This is a genomic window from Ignavibacteriota bacterium, assembly GCA_013285405.1.
Lineage (GTDB): Bacteria > Bacteroidota > Ignavibacteria > Ignavibacteriales > Ignavibacteriaceae > IGN2.
In genome coordinates this window covers 2,865,060-2,883,991 of record CP053446.1, presented here as the reverse complement: position 1 = coordinate 2,883,991, position 18,932 = coordinate 2,865,060, and the positions used below count along the sequence as shown (strand labels likewise).

Genomic DNA, 18,932 nt, shown 5'->3' with positions numbered 1-18,932 from the left:
ATTGAATATGACCAATAATTAATGACCTGCTTCTCCCGGAAGATCAATATGCAATCACCATTTTTAAAAGCGTCTCTAATTTCGAATATGACTAAATTTGCATCTATGAAACTTCTTTTTCTCATAATGCTATTGTGTTTGCAACAGACTTTTCCGCAGAGTGATAATATTGTTGTTATCACTAATCCTGAGATTGGTCTAAAACAAAACGCTGTGAATTTGAATGAAGTTGTTGAGGATATTAATAAAAGACAGAATATATCCGGTCTTGTTGTAATTGGTAACATTACCGCTAATGGGAAATTTGATGAATTCATCTGGGCTCAGGAAATACTTAATCAATTGACCGTTCCATATTTTGTTGTCGGAGGTGAAAAAGATTATCTGTTCAGTGAAGGAAAAGGGTCGGAAATTTCTTTACTATGGGGAGATGATAAACAATTTATCAACGCAGAGAACTTTTCCTTTGTTGGGATAAATACATTTCAGTCAATACTTCCTTCCAGAAAATATATTGATAGTGAAACTTTACACCGGCTCGAAAATAAAATTACATCATCTCAAATTACCAGATTGTTTACATTTTCATTTTATCCATTGAACAACACCGAAAACAGCGATCAGTTTTCGGAAGTGGTTTTTGGTAAAAAATATTTTTCCTTTGTTGGTAAAATGGATAATACAAATTCAGGTAAATCAATTTTTGAAGGATTTTATTTAAACAGAAAAGATGGATGGGGATATTTATTAGTTTCAACAAAGAATGATTCAGTCTTCATAAAAAAAATTCTTGGCGAGGAAATTAAGAAGAAAATAAAACCGGAAATCATAAAAACTACTTTTGCCAAATTGAGTGAACTTCCTAAAAACAAGCAGACTTCATTTATATCTGCAGGGACGAAAATCTGGTCAGTAAGTTTTAACCATGTTAAAATCACTTCATCTGTAAGTGATGAAGAAAATATTTACAGTGTATTCGGAAATGGATTAATTAATTGTGTCAATGCTTCGGGCAAGGAAATATGGCATATCGAGACGAATAAAAAAATCAGCATTCCTCCCTTAATTGAAAACGATTTGCTTGTGATCGTTTCCGATGATGGCGAAATCCATACTCTGAATTCAAAGACGGGAACATCTCAACAAATAATAGGGATTGGTGAAAGAATTACCTCAGGAATTTCTGTCTCTGATGTTGATGATTATGGGACAATCCTGAAAAGTGTTATCGCAGGGACCGAATATGGTAATCTCTATTGTTACGAGCTGAATACACTTGATCCTATATGGACAGATCAAATCTCTGATGTGAATTCAGAATTAAAAGTTTGCTCTGATATTATTTCTTCGGATAGTAAAATTTATTTTTATGATGATCGTGGCACTCTTTATTGCCGGAGCGCCGCTAACGGAATGTTAATCTGGCAAATTGATGCAGCAACCGGTGGATGGACAATTAAAAATCAATCATCGTTTCGGTTAAACAAAAATAATCTTATAATAATTAATAAAGATTTACTGCTTGTTGATGAAGCAGGCAATTTGTTTTGTATTGATGTACTTCTCGGCACCGTTAAGTGGAATATAAAAAACTTAAATGCAAATGGTCTGATAAGATTGGATAACCTGAATAATCTGATACTACCAACAACAAAAAATTCTGTCGTTGTTGTCTCAACAACTCTTAGAAAAGTAGCATCAGAATTTGAACTGCCGTTTGAGCTTAAAGATGAAACAATCAACGATGTAGTAAATATTGGGACTAAATTATTTGTCGGATTAAGTAATGGCTGGGTTTATAAAGTAATTCCGAAACAAAAAGTTGAGAAATTTTTTCGTGCATCCTACGCTCCTGTTATTTCAATAGACGAATTAAATGGCAATTGTCTTGTAACTGATTATGATGGCAATTTTACACTCCTGAATCTTTCCAAAAAATAAAATGAAAAAACTTTTTGATGGATTTATTTTTGATATTGATGGAACATTAACATCAACAAACCAACTCATTTTTGATTCATTCAACTTCATTGCAAGAAAATATCTGGGCAAGACTTTTACTGATGAAGAAATAATCGCAATGTTCGGACCACCTGAAAATAAAATTTTAAGGGACTTGTGCGTAGATAATTTCGAGTCAGCCAGAAAAGATTACTTTGATTATTACAGCGAGAATCATTGGAAGGCTGAACTTTATTCAGGGATAAAAGAAATTCTTGGGTATCTAAAAAATAAAAAATATCCTGTGGGAATTTTTACCGGCAAAGGCAGAAACGCATCTTTGATAACACTTAATAAACTTGGTATCGATCAATTTTTTGATTTAATAATTACGGGTGATGATGTTGAAAACCACAAACCTTCACCAGAAGGAATTCTAAAGTTTGTAAATCACTTTAAGCTAAAACCAGAAAGAGTTTTAATGATTGGTGATTCTGATGGAGATGTAAAAGCCTCAAAAGAAGCCGGAGTAAAAATAGCTTCGGTACTCTGGGATAGTTATGCTCACGAAATAGTCCGAAAAATGCAAAGCGATTATTATTTTCATAGCGTTAAGGAATTAACTGATTTTCTTCTGAAAAATTCTTAATTTCACATACGGAAATACTATTCGTTGCCTTGATGCATCAGCCCATCCAGTGACAATTCTTAAATATTCATTTAACAAAAAAAACTACCGGGAGATTTTCTATGAATAGACGAAAACTGCTGAAGAGTATCGGAGTAATTAGTGTTGGAAGTGTTCTTCCATTTCATAAAGTAATTGGCAGCGTAAGCCCATTACACAAAAAAGGATTAACAACACCTGCAGGATGCTGGCTTACTCCGGAATTAATGGAGGGACCTTACTATTTCAATGCAAATCTTTTTAGACAGGATATAAGAACCGATTTTGATACTGGAGAATTTCACGACGGTCTTCAGCTAAATATGCTATTTACCATAATTGATGCTAATTGTAATATTATTCCAAATGTACTGGTTGATATTTGGCATTGCGATAAAGATGGAGTTTATTCCGGATATGTTCAGCCTGGTGGAAACACTGTCGGTCAAGATTTTATGAGAGGGATTCAAGTAACTGATGCTAACGGACAATGTTCTTTTATCACAAGTTATCCCGGATGGTATCCTGGAAGAGCTACTCACATTCATTTCAAAGTAAGATTAGACTCAACGACATTCGCTACATCACAATTTGCGTTTCCTGATGCAGCTAACGAAGCAGTTTATGCAACTCCTTTATATGTTGGCAGAGGTCCAAATCCTACTTCTAATGAAGAAGATCTGATTTTCGGAACTTCAAAACCTGAATTTCTTATGATGGATGTAGTTGAAAACGGAAATGGTGGTTATGATGGAACTTATATTATCGGAATAAACTCACCGACCGGTGTTACTGAAACTGATCTGAATCCGCAAGGATTTAAACTTGAACAGAATTATCCTAATCCATTCAACCCAACAACAAAAATAAAATACACCATCCCTGAAGAAGTAAAAGTTAAGCTTGGTGTTTATTCTGTTGAAGGGGAAGAACTAGAAATTCTTGTTAATGCTTTTCAGTCTGCAGGAAGTTATCAAGTAACTTTTGATGGAAGCAAACTAAGCAGCGGAATTTATTTTTATAGACTGACTGCAGGAAGTTTTAGTAAGACGAGAGAAATGTTGTTGATAAAGTAATAAGATTATTCAAAATATTGTGGTCTCAGATTATGGAATCACGATTTATGAATAGAAATGTGTAAATCATAAATTGCCTGTTGTTAATCTTAAATCAATTTTTTCAAATTAAAGGCGGGATTCTCAACAAACAGGAATCAAATTTTTAACTACTTAACTATAGCGAGTTTTTGCGTCACTTCTTCTGATCTATCCCCTGCTCTCATGATCACTTTGTAGAGATAGATTCCATTGCCCAATATGTCTCCGTCTTCGTCTCTGCCATCCCAATAAATTTTATTAAAGTCATATTTAAGTTCAGAAGAAGATAGTTTTATTTCACGAACTAATCTTCCTGCGATGGTAAATATTTTAATATTTATTTCCTCAGGAATTTGTGTGAGTTTAAATGTAAAATGAGTTTCACCACTTGTTGGATTTGGATAGTTGTAAACATTAAGAATCTTCGTCTCATTCGAAACAAGAAAATACTTTTCCACTCCGCTTGAGTCAACAATATTTCCTTCATAATCCCGCCATAAAACTCTGAGACTGTATTCACCATCTTCTAAAACCGGAGTAAAATCAACTAATACTTTCGGATTAGTTTCGGAAAATGTGTAGCTGATAATTGAAGTATCAGATGGAATTAACTCATCATTCAAATAAATCATAACAGAATTCCGGTCAGTTATCGGCAATAACGATTGATCGTTTAATTCAATATGAATAACCGGTTCAGGAGAAATGTACTCTCCATCGAGAATCTCATTTCCGTCAAAAGTCAAGTTCAAAGTTGGTTTAGAAGTGTCCGGCTTTACATAGAACTGAATGCTATAAAAGTTATTATCTTCAAACAATTCACGGATTTGATTCTGAGGATCAATAGTTATCTGGAAAGTTTTGGCTCCGCTTCCGGAAGAAGTGTTGAAGATTACATTGAAGTTTTTCCATTCATCATAGTTGAGCGAATCAACTTTTTGGTTTAAAATTGTTTGTCTTGAATTATCATCATTGATTACTTCAACCACTACATAAAAACTATCAGCTTTAGTTTCAACTACGTTAGTAATTGAAAACGAAAGCACTGCATCCTTACCAATCAAAATAGTATCTGAAGCAATGGAAACAACCTGGTAATTGGTTGCAAGATCGGGAACTGGGACAAAATTAACACCAAGAGTTTTGAGCGCGGGAGATTCAAAGTTTTGATTAGCATTGAACTCTGCCAACAATTTTATTACTGGATATAGATCAGCATCAATAAAAGATAAACTGCCTGTGTTGCCCAGAAAAATTACCGTACTAAGTGTATCCACGGAATTATCCTGTCTTATTCCAATAGGTTTGAATGAAATATCAGAACCTGTAGGGAGCGAATCGGATTTTGTAACACTCAACCATTCAGCAGAATTTTTTATTAAAGGAAATTCTATCCAGCCGTTTTGATTCGTAACTGTTTTGTTAGTTTCAATTTCTGCAGGACCTGAATATCTTTTTTTGAATGACTCAAGAACCGTTCCTTGCAGCGCTCCTTTTTTACCAATCATACACCAGGAATCTCTGTATAAAACGCTGTCGATATAAAGACTGCCGAGTGTTTCAATAGCTCTTCTTACCGGAGTTCCTGAACTCCATCCAAGAACAGACTGAGCACCATCAGCACAAATTGTCATTGCTAATAATTTTCCTGTGGGAGTTGAGTTAATATAGCTGATCAATGAATCCGCAGGTGCAGGATCCCAATACAGAAAATATTTAAAATCGGATGGTTCAAGAGTAATGGAATCAATTACAGCAGTTGCAATTCCCCAGTAATAAGTATTGGGAAGTTTTTCATCGCCGTTAAGTTTAATTGAGCCAAACTCGCCATCATCGGAACCTGCCGAGCTAATCTTCAGTAAGTTTTCATAATTTGTTAATTTCCAATTACCTATAGTTGAATCAAATGCGAGATTATTGAACTGAATATCCGAATAATCAAACGAGTGATTAAAATACCAATCGAGATCTGCTTCTTTATTAAAAAAAGAGTATGGCTCGGACCAGCTTGATTGTGGAAGATTTAATCGTGCCCGCCACCAATATCTTGTATTCTGCTGAAAAGAATTGTTACGGTAAATAGTTTTCACGCTATCCATTGGTGTTACAACCTGAAATGAATTCGCATAATCAGGATTATCAGCGAAGGCAATTTCAATTGATGAAATATTTTGATCAAATAACAGAACGGGATTTAAAAATTGAAAATCACTGATTGCAGAATTGTAAAAACGCTCTGCTTCAATTGGTCGCACTGAAGAAGAATAAACGATGAAACTATAATCTGCTGAATTATCATCTTCATAAATTTCATCGAATACATTATCCCTGTCAATTGTGATTTGAAGATTATGTTCTCCTACAAGTCCGAATATTGGAACATTAACAAATAAATATTTTTTGTAGAGAGGAATGGGAATTCTAAACTCGCTCAGGAAGATTTGATTTCCAAGATAAAAATCTTTGATGGTCACCAGAACTGAATCCGGCAATACTTTTCCATAATTACTCAACTCAATTTTTACTTGTAAAGAATCATCACTATCAAGTGGAAAATCTTTTGCCTGAGAAAAAGATTCGTTGGTAACTGAAAAGTTTGGCTTTGATGGAAGTTTGAATCCTATCAATGGATCTCCAAAAAGAATATTACAATAGTTGAATACTCTGTTAACATCGCCGGTTCCATACTGATTAAGTAAATCAACTTTTGCTAAATAATGAGCTTCAGAAATTGTCTTTGATGAGTCCAGCAGTAATTGTTCATAAAATAGCGGGGGGAAATTAACCGATGTAGAAACATATCCCCAGCTTGAATTTCCGAGGTATGCAATTGCCTGTCCATCGCCTGATGCTGAAATAAATAATTCACTAAAAGCGTCTACGTCAGGTTCTGCAAATTTTCCGGTTGAACATCCGAAATCTGAAATCAACGAATGACGATCACTGAAAGCAGGTTGTAAATCAGTTACTTCGGTTATTCCATTATCCCAGGTTTCTGTTCCGCTGTGACCTATGTAAGATATAAACAATCCACTGCTGTCAATTGCATTGTCAATTTGTTCACGGGTGTAAGGACCTAAATTAGTCGGAGGATTAATCGTTTTATAGAAATGAATTCCTTCTCCTCCAACCGGTGCGGGTTTTACAAAATTATTCAGAACGTAATTGTTTGCGGATTTTAATAACTCAAGTTGTCCCGGATTGTTTGCATCACCACCACTGAAAAAAAGATATCGCTTGTTAAAGTCATCTGACCTTCTGTTCAAATAATTCTGATACTTATTTAAATAAAGTTGCACCTCAGCATCATTGGTTGCCGGAATTCTTCCGACAAACATCTGCGGAAGATTTACATTTGAAGTATCCCACATTGTAAACCACACATCACTCACAGGATTACCGTATGATGGGACAAGATTTTTTCTTACTGCAGTTGAAGGTGGGATAATTATATTTTTATAATCATAATTTGCATCACCAAGCAGTATCAGATATGATGGTGCGGGAGCAATCCAATTCTGATTCGCATAAAAAAGAAAATCTTTTATAGCTTCTGGTTTAGCGTATCCAAATGAAAATTCATCGTAGATATCGTCAACATAAATTAATTCATTTCGTGTTTCATAATTATTATTAATGAAATTGATATACTGACTGGCTGATGATTGCAAAACTCTGTTTGTAATTGCAATATAGTCTGCCCCACGATTTACATCACGCAGATTCACAAAATATTTTTTCTTTTGGAAGACAGGAGCTTTGGTGAGACTCTGCTTGATAACTATGTATTCATCATTTGCTGCTGCTGTATCTGTAAATATCAAAACTGAATTAGCAATATTAAACGAAGTAATTTTCTTAAAAGTTGGTTTGATTTTATAAACAATCATTTCTCCGGTTTGTTGCATAATATTCGAGACTTTAATTACTCTCACAGCTGCAGAAGTATTTTCATTTACACGAATCAACAATGAATCGTTTGCAGCAATATTGTATCGCGGATATTCGATATCAACCCAATCAATCAATGCCTGATGCCATCTGAGAGAATCGTTTTGCATTCCGAAAATCCGAACTACATTATTTCCAATTGTTAATTGATTTGAATTATAATCACTGTTAAAGTTTACAGTTTGTTTGTAACTGAATACAATTGTATCCTGTGGTGAAGTTGAGTTCAAACTTAATCCGAAGCGATGATTGTTAACAAATAATTGATCAGTCGCATTGCTTATCATTCTGGCAATAACATTTACATCAGAATTAATTACAAAATCAGTTGCATTAAAATTGAAATCAATACTGCCTCCATTACCAAGGAATTGCCACGTCCAGACTTTATTCTCCTGCCAGAAAGGAAGTTGAACACGAGGTTGAACAGCATCGTAGTACCAAAGTCTGACATCCTCTTCAAGATGATAGAAAGCTTTGTGAGTTTGCAGCGTATCAGTAATACCACTTATTGAAGTGTTCTGTTCAAAAATTCTTTTGCCATCATTACCATCCCAGCTTAACCAGACAATTGATGTATCTGAGTAGCGATCAAAATAATTTAGATAGTCCTCACCTAAATTCACAATCTCCCTGTAGTCATTCGAACCATAATTTCTTTCAGCCCAGAATTCAATATAGTCTCCCTGATCGAACGAAAGATCATTCTCACCAAAAACAAATAACGGAATTTCTTCGCCTTTTAAATAAATCTTAAATGTTTTTGGATTGATGCTTTGTGGATTGATACCATAATTTGTTATCTGATTATAGTCAATCCTATAAATTTCATCATCTGGAATTTTAAGTTTTACGTATTCTTTAGAATAATCAATCCAGTTGCCGGAAGAATCTGAAATAATGAAATCGTTTTTATCTGATCGAAACTTTGAAGCTGACGAATAATTTATAATTACATCTTCAAGAATTTTATCAAACTCACCCGGAGGAGTGTTCCTTTGAGTAAATGCGTGCAAATTTTCGAATTCAATTTTTATTCTTGCGGAAAGTAATTCACTGATTTCTTTCTTCTTCCAGTTGAATATATGAGTATTAACACGGATCACTGCACAGTAATAATCCCGCAGCCAGGTGTAATCAATTACTTCAATTGCATGTGCCGGATATTGATCGGTTGAAAATATTGATAGGTTGGGTTTCGATTCACGATACATCAAAACTGAATCGGATGAGGATACCACTTCTGGATTTATTGCAACTTCTGAATTAGTGATCGCATTATATTTTTGATTGCTGAGTTGAGCAGTAACTTGGCTGAACGGAGGAATAGCAACAAAGTAAGTTTTTGAAGGCAGGATTGGTGAGCCAGGTAATGCTTCATTAATTGAATTATAAAATTCTATTATGGATTTATTTTGCTCCAGCTTTGTTGAATATGGTTCTGGTTCAAAAGTGATTTCAATATCAAGTCCATTTTCTCTTTCAATTATTTTGCTGATTTCATTCTGACCGAAAGATAGTATGGAAAGAAATATCAAAATTTGAAAACTAAATAAAATTTTCATTTAGAAATTTTATTAATTAATTGAAAATATATTGGTAATTTGCTCAATTCAAACTCTTAAATCTTAAGTTTAATGAGCCGATAAATAAGTCATTGTAACTTATTACAACTATCATGATGTATATCAATAAAATGACTCCCAACTGAATTAAATATCAAACAATCGACATTGATTTACTTTCAAAATACTTAGCCACTAAAAATATATGAATCGGAATTAGAGGAATATGGTATCTTTCTGAACCTACATAAACGATCAAAATTAAAAAAATATATATTGTGATAATAAACAGTTCAACATATTTGGTAAGATTAATCTTTTTTCTGTGTATAAAGAACACCAAAATATTTATTAATATTATTGAGTAGAAAAATAAATTTGTCAAATAAAATATAGCGCTGATTATAACTGAAGGAATATCTTTCTCAAATAGTTTAAATGCCCAAGTAATAGAGCTATCTCCTCTATAATATGTTTGAATCAATTTTTTTGGAATACGAACTATGGATTCAATCGGATTATTTATTATATCATTGAATGCCTTAATATAGGCTTTCTTACTTTCCTCTGCTTCGTTTGGATTAGACAGATTATATTCGAAATCAAAATTCACCCCACCACTGGATGCTTCGTGATTACCCATTAAAAAAATATAGCCACCATTTGTTGAAATAGGAACTATCGTATGAAATATATTAAAATTTCTTACCCCCCATGGTAGCAAAAACAGGATAAATATAATCAACATTAGGAACGCATTTCTAATTCTTGCTGGATACAAGTAGAAAATCAGAATGCCAGCAAAGACTAAAGGGAGAATAATTCCAGCTGGTCTAAGATAGGAAGCACAAGCAAGCAAAATCCCTGTCAATATTGGATATATCAGGCGAGAACTTTGCTTCATTTTCAACAACAAAAAAATACTCGACCATAATAATAGAGTAAAAGGATAATCCGTAAGAATAACATTCGAAGAGAAAAGATTATTCGGAAAAAGTGTAAATAAAATTAAAAAAATGTTCAAAGACTTAAGATCCAAATACCTTCTAAATATATTGTAGCAAACAATAATCAATCCTGATGAGATTAAAATGTTAATTAGTTTTGCCGAAGTAATAAAATCTGATGAAATTATTTTTAGAAAAACTAAATATGCGGGTAATCCTATTGTCCAAAATGCTGTTAAATTACCATATGAATTTATATATGAACCAGTTTCATACAAGCGGTTAGCATTATCTATATGATGTTTACTGTCTGATATAGGTTGGGTTGTTACAAAAATTAAAAGAAGAAGTTGAAAAAAGATATTAAAAGCGATGCAAAAGATTAATAGATTATTATTTAATAAAACATTTAGTAAATATCTTTTAATTTTTTCATAATAAACAAGAACTAGGGTGATAAGAATTATAAAAGCTATAATAACAAAATGTAAATTATTGAATATCTTACTATAATATTGAACGTCTATATTATCAACTTTAGCGGAGGTGATTTTTATAAGGATCGGGAAAAGATAGGTTTTATATGTAATCAATAAAACAACGTTTGAAACAAATAAAATAATTAAAATTCTTTTGAATTTTTTCAATTCATTGTCTTTGGTTTTTATCATTTCGTTAAACCAAATTTAATTTTAAAAACTCTGTAAATGAAAAGTGGAATTCCAAGAATATATCTTTTCCATAGTCTCCGGGGTTCAGCAAACAATCTGAACATCCACTCAAATCCAATTTTCCGGAAAAATAATGGGGCTCTTTTGGTTGTTCCGAAGTAATATTCAAAGAATATCCCTACGCAAATTATAATTTTATTCTGTAATGACATCGACAATTTTTCAGCAAATAATTCCTGCTTAGGAACACCCATTCCAACAAATATCACCTTTACATCAAGACCATTCAATTGTGTAATAATATTTTTATACTCATGTTCATCAAAGAAACCGTTTTTGTAATAAGTCAAATTGATTCCACGATTTTTTGCTTCTGCCATTATAAAACTTTCTTTAAAACTTCCACCTATAATTGCAACCGGAATCTTTTGCGTAATAAATTTTTTCAAAATATTTTCATTCATTGCTGTTGATTCGATGCGATTCGGATCAGAATGGTTAAGAAATTTTGCTGCAAGATAAACTCCCAAATCTGCCTGGTAAGCGTCAAATTTTTTCTGGATTAAATTTCTGTAAGATTCATCGTCATAATAAACATTGAAACAATGTTGATTGAAATAAGTTAGCAGGAGTGACTTATTTAAAGTTACAGAGTCAAAAACTTTTTCTGCAACCGCTTCCTGTGAGGATAAAAGTTTCTTGAAGATCATTAAACTGTTAAAAGTGATTTATAAATATTTTCTACTTCTTTAAAATAATTATTATAATCACAAAGACGAGTGACTTTTTCGTATAAATTTTCACCTAATGTTTTACCGAATTCAGGATTGTTCAGGAGAAAGAATATTTTATCAGCAAGCTCTTCAGGATTTTCAGGATCAACCAGCAATCCGTTTTTTCCATCTTCAATGAATTCGGCAATACCACCTGTGTTACCACCAATGAATGGTTTTTTGAAAGAACCAGATTCAAGCATTACAAAAGGAAATGGATCAACTCGTGAAGGAAGAATTACTAAATTAGAAATTTCATAAAAGTAATTAATGCTACTTCGAGGAGTTATGTAAACAACACCTTCACTATTTAAAAATAATCCGAAATCATTTTTATTCCCTATCAGCTGTCCTGCTGCTATCAGAATAATATTTTTGTTTTTTGATCTTAGTAATTCAAACGCTTTTATGAGTTTATCAAATCCTTTTTCATGGCATAATCTTCCAACAAACAGAATAATTTTATTTTCATTGGTTATATTTTTTTCAGATTTAAATGAATCGAATGAAAATTCATCTTTTGCCTGAGATTTTTCAACCGGATTATGTAGAGTTAGTATTTTTTCTGCAGAAACTTTAAAATTATCAACTATAAAATTTTTAATAGAGTTGCTCACTGCAATCACTTTATCAGAATTAAATCCTCGTCCTTTAAAACCTTTAACAAAACTATGAGCAGAAGTTACTGTTCGTACGTTGAGTTCACGAGAGAATTGACAGGCAGTTGTTTCAGGGAACCTATGATGACTATGTATTAGAGAAATATTATTTTTGTTTACAAAATTCTTTAATGAATCATAAAATTTTTTTTTGTAAAAAATATTTTTATACCCAGTAGCGAATTTGATAATTTGATAATTCACTCGAGGCACTGAATTTAGTCTTTCTAATGAATCTCCTCCGTTTGTAATGAAATGCACTTGATAATCTTCTTGATTGCTAAAATACTTCAGATACTGAAAGACTAACTTGCTTCTTCCACAGCAATAATTAAAATCCGGTGTAATGTGCAGAATCTTAATCATGAACTCAATAAATCCAGATATATTTTTTCAATTTGATCAATAAATTGTTTTTCATTGAATTTTTTTTCGATGGCTAACTTACCATTAGCACCTAATTTTAATCTGAAATTGTTATCATCAATTATTTCAAGTATTTTTTCTTCCGCTTGTTTTAGATTTCCCGGCTCATAAACAATCCCACAATTATATTCTTCAAGAATTTCTTTGAATCCTCCAACATCCGGTGCAACAACCGGAAGCTGATTTGCCATCGCTTCCCACATCGTTAATGGCATTCCTTCCCAATCTGAAGTAAATAATAAAACATCAAAAAAATTGAAATACTGAGAAACAGTCTGTACATAATCAAAAAATATTACATCTGAATTAATTTCCAATTCATTACAAAAAGAATTCAGTTCATTTTTTAAACTACCATCACCAAAAACCATGAGAAATACATTGTCTCTTTTCTCTTTAATCATTTTAAATAATAGTAAAGCATTATCAACTCTTTTTTGGATTTCAAGTCTTCCAACAACAGCAATAATTTTTTTATTTTTCTTCAGTTCTTCGATTCTTTTGGAAGTTTCATTGTCCTCGATAAATACTGCTGCCATCGGTGAATATCCGTTATAATAAACAACCGGTTCAGGAAATAATTTTGTTTCCTCCATCACTAATTGCTCGCTTCTTTTCGATGGAACAAGAACCATATCAACTTTACCAAATATATTAATTAGATAATGAATTAAAGAATAAATACTTTTCTCAAGAAAATTATAATAAGGATTATTTTTTAAAAATATTCCGTGATAGTTAAATATGAATTTCTTCTTTAGAAGTATGTTGTCGAGACCGGCAATTGCATAGGGTTTAACAAGATGAGTATGGATTATGTCAATATTATTTTCTTTTAAAAAACTATAAATATCAACCAGTGCTTTTACAGACACTTTTTTTTTGAGTGAACCGGATATAAAAACTTTTACCCCCATTTCGGTCAATTCACGTTCAATTTTTTCATCACCCTGAAAAATCAGATAATGCTGAAACATTGTCTTATCTGAATTTTGAAATATCATTTTCAGATGAGCATAAACTCCATCTGCCTTACCCGTAATCAAGTTAACAATATGACAAACTTTAATCATAATACTGATTTATATGCATCTATGTATTTATAAGAAATAACAGACCAGTTAAGTTTTTCAAATATTTTTTTTGCATTGAGTGAAATTGAGTTTAAATCATATTTTGCAATTACGATATCTTCAAGCAATTTTGATAAATCATCTGTAGAATTTATCTTATATAAAAATCCATTCTCCCTGTCTTCAATAAACTCACTCATTCCAATATTTTTATTTATAATTGGGATCAAACCTAAACACATACATTCAGCAACAAAACCCGGGAATGTATCTGCCTGGGTTGACTTAATAACAAATTGTTTATCGGACAAAAATTGAATCATAGCATCGTGTCCCAAAAGATTGGAAAATGAAATTTGTACATTTCGATTATTATTTGTTACGAACTCTTCTGCACCAAGAACAAATAACTTAATATTAACCTGAACATTTTCTAACAAATAAATTAATTTCTGCAATCCTCTGTTAAAAGTAGAATCAGGTCCATTATAAAAAACTATTCTCAAAGTATTCTCAAATTTTATCGGAGCAGAATTCCTGATTTCAAATCTCCTGCTTATTCCATTTGGAATTACCTGATATTTATTTCTTGAGAACTGATATTGTTCATTTAAAATTCCAAATAATAATTTCGAAGGAAAAATCAATAAAGAGGATTTTTTCGTAATCAACTTCTCAACCCAGATATCAACGTAGTGTCTTCTGGGAAGTTTTTTCATTTGCTTGAATTCATTTTGTATCGAGCCGTGTAATGTCGTTACTATTTTTCCTGGTACTAATCTACTGATTAAAAGTAAAAATAATTGAAATCTCTGAGCATTGACGATATGAATCATGTCGAATCTGCTTTTAATAATAGTAACTAAGATTGGAAATACACCGAGTCTCAGGATAGAATTTTCTATGAAATATTTTTTGCCGAAAAGTTTTGTAAGCAGTGAAGAATTTTTATAATCACTAAAAAAATATTCGATGAATGTAACTTGATAGTTTTTGTTTTTCAGTTCATAAAAAAGTTCTCTTGCAATTCTTTCAGGACCTGATAAGATTTCCCCATCTCCAAATCTTCCAATCAATACAATTTTCATTTCCAGTAAACAATCTAATAAATTATAGGAAAGGATTTACTGTCTTGATCTGACATAGCAATTACTTCTTCCCCAGCCAAAGTTCCGGATTTTGCTTATCTCTTCCCTTCCAGATTTCAAAATGTAAAACATATCCGTCAATACCTTCATCAACAAGTGCAATCACTGATCCTGATTTAACTTTATCACCTTCCGAAACAAATATCTCCGAAACGTGACCATACACAGTTCGATAATCATTTTTATGTGATACTATAATCACATTTCCATAACCCGGCAGCCAATCTATTGCTGCAATAACTCCCTCTCCAACACTACGAACATTTTTGTCTTTATCAGCTTTTATATCAACACCGTAATTCAACGTAACAGTATTTAACGACTTATGTTTGTTCTCACCAAACTTCCTGATTATTTTTCCTTTATGCATTGGCCAGATCATTTTTCCTTTTAAATCTGCAAATGATGCAAATGATACAGTGCTTAAGTCATATTCATAACCAATATTTTCATCTTTTATGTTTTGAGATTTAACGTCGGAATTATTAATTGAAGCAATCTTCTGCTCGTTATCAATTGCTTCTTGCTCCATCAATTTTGTAATAAGCTGTTCAATTTTCTTTTGTGATTCTTTTTTAGCAGCTAAAATTTTTTTAAGCTCTTTACTATTTTTTTCAATTGATTTAAGAGTTGTTCTTTTCTGTTTTAATTTACTATCTAAGATTTTTTTTTCTGAATCCCTGTTATTTAACAGCTTTACTTGCGCAACTTTTTCTTTTTTCAGAATCCCTTTTGCATTATCCAGTTCAGCTTTTTTTATTCTTAATTCTTCTAAGTCTTTCTTTCGTTGAGTTGCAAAAACCTGAAGGTAATAAGTTCGTACCAAAGCTTGTTGAACAGATTCAGCGTCAATCAAACTCTCAAGTTCATTGTATTGCCCTTTTCTGTAAATAGCATTGACATATTTAGAATAATTATCCTGAAGCACTTTTATTTCACTTTCGGTTTGGCTGATTTTATTTTCAACAGATTTTATTTCTGAATCCTTCTTCTTAATTTCAGATCGAAGGTCAGCTAATATCTTGTTCAGTAAGTGATTCTGTCTGCTAAGATTTTCAACTGCTTCAAAAGTTTTTTTCTGAGCAGTCGATTTTGAGGCTAACTCTTTTTCAAGATTCTCGATTTCGGATTTTATTGAAGAGAGTTCTGATTCTTTATGCTGAATTTCGCCGGATTGCGGAAATGATTTGATTGAGAGGAAAATAAGTGACAGAAATATATATGTAGTTGATTTCACCATTCTATTATTTCTGCATCAACCGGTAAATCAAACTTTACTTTTAATCCTTTTGCATTCGCGTAAATATTATTATACCTGATTTTAACTTTCTGATTCTCAACCTTATTTGTTATTTCGATGTTGAATGGAATAGCAACGTTTTCAATAAGTTCAAATTTTGAATAATTACCTTCAAGATTTATACTGCCATCGGATGAAACGAATTTGTAATCTGTAATTCCTAACTGGAGAATATCTACTCTATAAATTGTAGTCAGCTTTTTATCATCATCAGTATAAGTCAAAACATATTCTTCACCATCGACTGAATAATTACTTGGCTGTTTATACAAATTCGGAGTTAGATTTACTGATCCCAGAAATGCATCGAGAATATCAGAAAAGGTTAAATTTACTTTGAAGATATTATGAAGAACATTATCATTCACATTACCGTGATATGCAATATTTTGTAAGGCATCATAGAAAACATACTTTTCTTTGGTTATTAAAGCTTGCGCAAGTTCAATCCCAAATGGACCAAGCACAGAAAAGTAAATTGAATCTGGCTTCTGCATTATTATCTGGAAACTTGCACTATTACTGAATTGTTCCGATTCAATTTCAAATACACCCACACCTTCAAAGTTTTTAATTTTTCTTCTGTTTGCTTCGAGCTTGTTGATCAACCGTTCTGATGATAACAGTTCTTCGTCTTCGATTGGTTTTGATGGAACACAGCCTTCTGAAGCGAGAATAATTAATAATACAGGAAAGAATAGTAGTCTGAAAATTTTCAAATTATACCCGTTGATATTTTTTTCTTTAACGATTCATTAGCAGAATCAAGTTTTAAGGCTTTTTCCCAGTAATCTATTGCTTCTTCCTTTCTATCAAGCATGTAAAGAACGTCACCTAAATGTTCTAATAACTCAGCATTTCCTTCTCCATCAACACCAATAGCTTTTTGAATATAGTAGTACGCTTTGTTATAATTACCAAGCTTGAAATAAATCCATCCATAAGTATCAAGATAAGATGAGTTTGAAGAATCAGCAGCCATAGCAATTTCAATCATTTGTAATGCCCGATCGAGCTGTAAGTTTCTTTCGGAAAGAGAGTATGCATAATTATTATTAATCAATGCATTTTGTGAATCTATCTGGAGAGCTAATTCATACAGACTATCGCTTTCTGCCATCATATTTAGATTATTGTATAAAAGACCAAGCTGCCCAATTACACTTACATTATTTGGATCAATCTTTAGCGCACGATTCAGGTACTCAATCGCTTCATCACTTTCGTTCAACTGACTCAAAGTAAAACCGTAGGCAGATAATGCATTAACATCCGATGGATTTAATTCAACAGCTTTTTTTAAATAATCTTTCGATTCAAGAGTTTTGTTTTGCTGCGCAAGTGATAGTCCAAGGATCAGATTTACAGCGAACTCATTCGGAAATAATTCAATTGCTTTACGCATAATTATTTCTGCATCTTCATAACGTCTGTTATCGAAATAAAGACCTCCTAATCTAACCCATGATTCGACATGCCAGCTTGCATTTTCAGTCACATATTTAAAATTTTCAATTGCAAGAGAATCATTTCCTTCATTTAAAGCAATAGCACCTAAATACAATTTAACCTGCCAGTAAGATGTATCTTTATCAATTAATTCAAAAAATTCTTTAGCTACCGGCAGTGTTGTTGAATCAGAAAATGATTTGGCAAAATATGTAGCACCAATCGAAATTTTTGATTCGAGTGGAACGTCTGGTTTTTCAATAATGTATTTGAATTCTTTCGAAGCTTTATCCCAATCATTTTGAATTATGAATATCTGAGCGCGTTTTTCGCGTGCTTCAATGTCATCAGGCATAACTGAAATTAATTCATCTACCATGTTCAACGCTTTATCATTATACCCATTCCGTATATAGAAATCTATTGCAAGTTTTTGCAGAGCTACATTACTCGGATCTATTTCAAGCAGCCCTTCAACTGATTCAGCCGCTTTATCTTTAAATCCTAATTTTTCGTAAAGCTCAGCAACCCGTAACAACACATTCCAGTCTAATCCAATAATTTCAGTTAATTTGTTATAAATTTTTATAGCTTCGAGAGGTCTGCTATTTTCATAAATACCAGCAAGTTTATAATAAGTACCAACATCGGTTGAATCAGTTGCCAGAATTTTTTCGAGGACAACTGCTGCCGAATCAATTTCTCTTGCTTCAATAAATATATCTGCAAGCAGCAATTTATATTCCGAATTAGTTGTATCAAGTTGAACCGACATTTTCGCAAATTTTAATGCACTGCCAAGCTTGTTAACTGTATAATAATTTTTTGCAAGAGAATAACATATTCCTGCGCCTGTATCATAATCTAAAGCTATATTAAATTCATTAATCGCTTGTGAATAATCCCCTTTTGATTCTGCGATAGATCCGTTGACAACATGTTCAAGAGCTTTTTGCTTTCGAATTTGAGGATCAACAATGTTTGATTCATCTGATGTATTCGTCTTTGTAACTTCTGAACTGGAACATCCGGCTACAATTAGAATAAAAATGAAGAGTCCAAGATATTTTTTCATAATCATAATTATTTTAACAAAAAATATATTACTGGTGTTGCTGAATAACAAGTGAAATGTCTTTGGTCAGCATTAAAGAATTTAAACCAGACATAATAAAAAATATCGTTCTGAGTTTAAAGATAGTAATTATCGAAAGTAATATTTTTAATTCTTATCCTGAGTAATTAAATTTTAACACGAGAAATTA

The 18,932-nt window shown here is 32.2% G+C and carries 12 protein-coding genes; 3 read left to right on the top strand and 9 right to left on the bottom strand.

Features of this window, described 5'->3' with window-relative positions:
* The first annotated feature begins 138 nt into the window (after positions 1 to 138).
* From HND39_12560 to HND39_12550, 3 genes are all read left to right on the top strand, one after another.
* Positions 139 to 1,941, top strand: a complete 1,803-nt coding sequence (locus tag HND39_12560; protein QKJ97045.1) for a PQQ-like beta-propeller repeat protein — start codon at positions 139 to 141, stop codon at positions 1,939 to 1,941.
* A 1-nt stretch (position 1,942) separates the two neighbouring features.
* Positions 1,943 to 2,590, top strand: a complete 648-nt coding sequence (locus tag HND39_12555) for an HAD-IA family hydrolase (protein ID QKJ97044.1) — start codon at positions 1,943 to 1,945, stop codon at positions 2,588 to 2,590.
* Between the two features lie 473 nt (positions 2,591 to 3,063).
* Positions 3,064 to 3,684 carry a T9SS type A sorting domain-containing protein gene (locus HND39_12550; GenBank protein QKJ97997.1) on the top strand — a complete coding sequence of 207 codons (621 nt, stop codon included), beginning with the start codon at positions 3,064 to 3,066 and terminating at the stop codon, positions 3,682 to 3,684.
* A 149-nt stretch (positions 3,685 to 3,833) separates the two neighbouring features.
* Here the strand turns inward: HND39_12550 and HND39_12545 are convergent, their stop codons facing one another.
* The 9 genes from HND39_12545 to HND39_12505 all read right to left on the bottom strand — a co-directional run bounded on the left by HND39_12545 (position 3,834) and on the right by HND39_12505 (position 18,742).
* Positions 3,834 to 9,221: a hypothetical protein gene (locus tag HND39_12545; protein QKJ97043.1), complete on the bottom strand. Its 5,388-nt coding sequence runs from the start codon at positions 9,219 to 9,221 to the stop codon at positions 3,834 to 3,836.
* A 154-nt stretch (positions 9,222 to 9,375) separates the two neighbouring features.
* Complete coding sequence (locus HND39_12540; protein ID QKJ97042.1) at positions 9,376 to 10,839, bottom strand: hypothetical protein; 1,464 nt, start codon at positions 10,837 to 10,839, stop codon at positions 9,376 to 9,378.
* Entirely contained in the window at positions 10,836 to 11,549 is a 714-nt protein-coding gene (locus HND39_12535; GenBank protein ID QKJ97041.1) for a WecB/TagA/CpsF family glycosyltransferase, read from the bottom strand. Before HND39_12535 ends, HND39_12540 begins: the two co-directional genes overlap by 4 nt.
* Entirely contained in the window at positions 11,549 to 12,637 is a 1,089-nt protein-coding gene (locus HND39_12530) for a glycosyltransferase family 4 protein (protein ID QKJ97040.1), read from the bottom strand. The genes HND39_12535 and HND39_12530 overlap by 1 nt, the downstream gene beginning before the upstream one ends.
* Positions 12,634 to 13,770, bottom strand: coding sequence for a glycosyltransferase family 4 protein (locus tag HND39_12525; GenBank protein ID QKJ97039.1), 1,137 nt, complete (start codon positions 13,768 to 13,770; stop codon positions 12,634 to 12,636). The genes HND39_12530 and HND39_12525 overlap by 4 nt, the downstream gene beginning before the upstream one ends.
* Complete coding sequence (locus HND39_12520; protein QKJ97038.1) at positions 13,767 to 14,858, bottom strand: glycosyltransferase; 1,092 nt, start codon at positions 14,856 to 14,858, stop codon at positions 13,767 to 13,769. Before HND39_12520 ends, HND39_12525 begins: the two co-directional genes overlap by 4 nt.
* Positions 14,859 to 14,919: 61 nt before the next feature.
* The gene (locus HND39_12515; GenBank protein ID QKJ97037.1) at positions 14,920 to 16,158 is read right to left on the bottom strand and encodes a peptidoglycan DD-metalloendopeptidase family protein; all 1,239 of its coding nucleotides are present in this window, start codon (positions 16,156 to 16,158) and stop codon (positions 14,920 to 14,922) included.
* Positions 16,152 to 16,937: a DUF4292 domain-containing protein gene (locus HND39_12510; GenBank protein QKJ97036.1), complete on the bottom strand. Its 786-nt coding sequence runs from the start codon at positions 16,935 to 16,937 to the stop codon at positions 16,152 to 16,154. Before HND39_12510 ends, HND39_12515 begins: the two co-directional genes overlap by 7 nt.
* Positions 16,934 to 18,742 (bottom strand): tetratricopeptide repeat protein, encoded by a 1,809-nt coding sequence (locus HND39_12505; protein ID QKJ97035.1) that lies wholly within the window; start codon positions 18,740 to 18,742, stop codon positions 16,934 to 16,936. Before HND39_12505 ends, HND39_12510 begins: the two co-directional genes overlap by 4 nt.
* Positions 18,743 to 18,932: the final 190 nt, after the last annotated feature.

Coding starts and splice junctions, on each gene's coding strand:
- HND39_12530 (QKJ97040.1), bottom strand. CDS start 12,637: ATGATTAAGATTCTGCACATTACACCGGATTTTAATTATTGCTGTGGA.
- HND39_12505 (QKJ97035.1), bottom strand. CDS start 18,742: ATGAAAAAATATCTTGGACTCTTCATTTTTATTCTAATTGTAGCCGGA.
- HND39_12545 (QKJ97043.1), bottom strand. CDS start 9,221: ATGAAAATTTTATTTAGTTTTCAAATTTTGATATTTCTTTCCATACTA.
- HND39_12535 (QKJ97041.1), bottom strand. CDS start 11,549: ATGATCTTCAAGAAACTTTTATCCTCACAGGAAGCGGTTGCAGAAAAA.
- HND39_12520 (QKJ97038.1), bottom strand. CDS start 14,858: ATGAAAATTGTATTGATTGGAAGATTTGGAGATGGGGAAATCTTATCA.
- HND39_12525 (QKJ97039.1), bottom strand. CDS start 13,770: ATGATTAAAGTTTGTCATATTGTTAACTTGATTACGGGTAAGGCAGAT.
- HND39_12515 (QKJ97037.1), bottom strand. CDS start 16,158: ATGGTGAAATCAACTACATATATATTTCTGTCACTTATTTTCCTCTCA.
- HND39_12550 (QKJ97997.1), top strand. CDS start 3,064: ATGAGAGGGATTCAAGTAACTGATGCTAACGGACAATGTTCTTTTATC.
- HND39_12555 (QKJ97044.1), top strand. CDS start 1,943: ATGAAAAAACTTTTTGATGGATTTATTTTTGATATTGATGGAACATTA.
- HND39_12540 (QKJ97042.1), bottom strand. CDS start 10,839: ATGATAAAAACCAAAGACAATGAATTGAAAAAATTCAAAAGAATTTTA.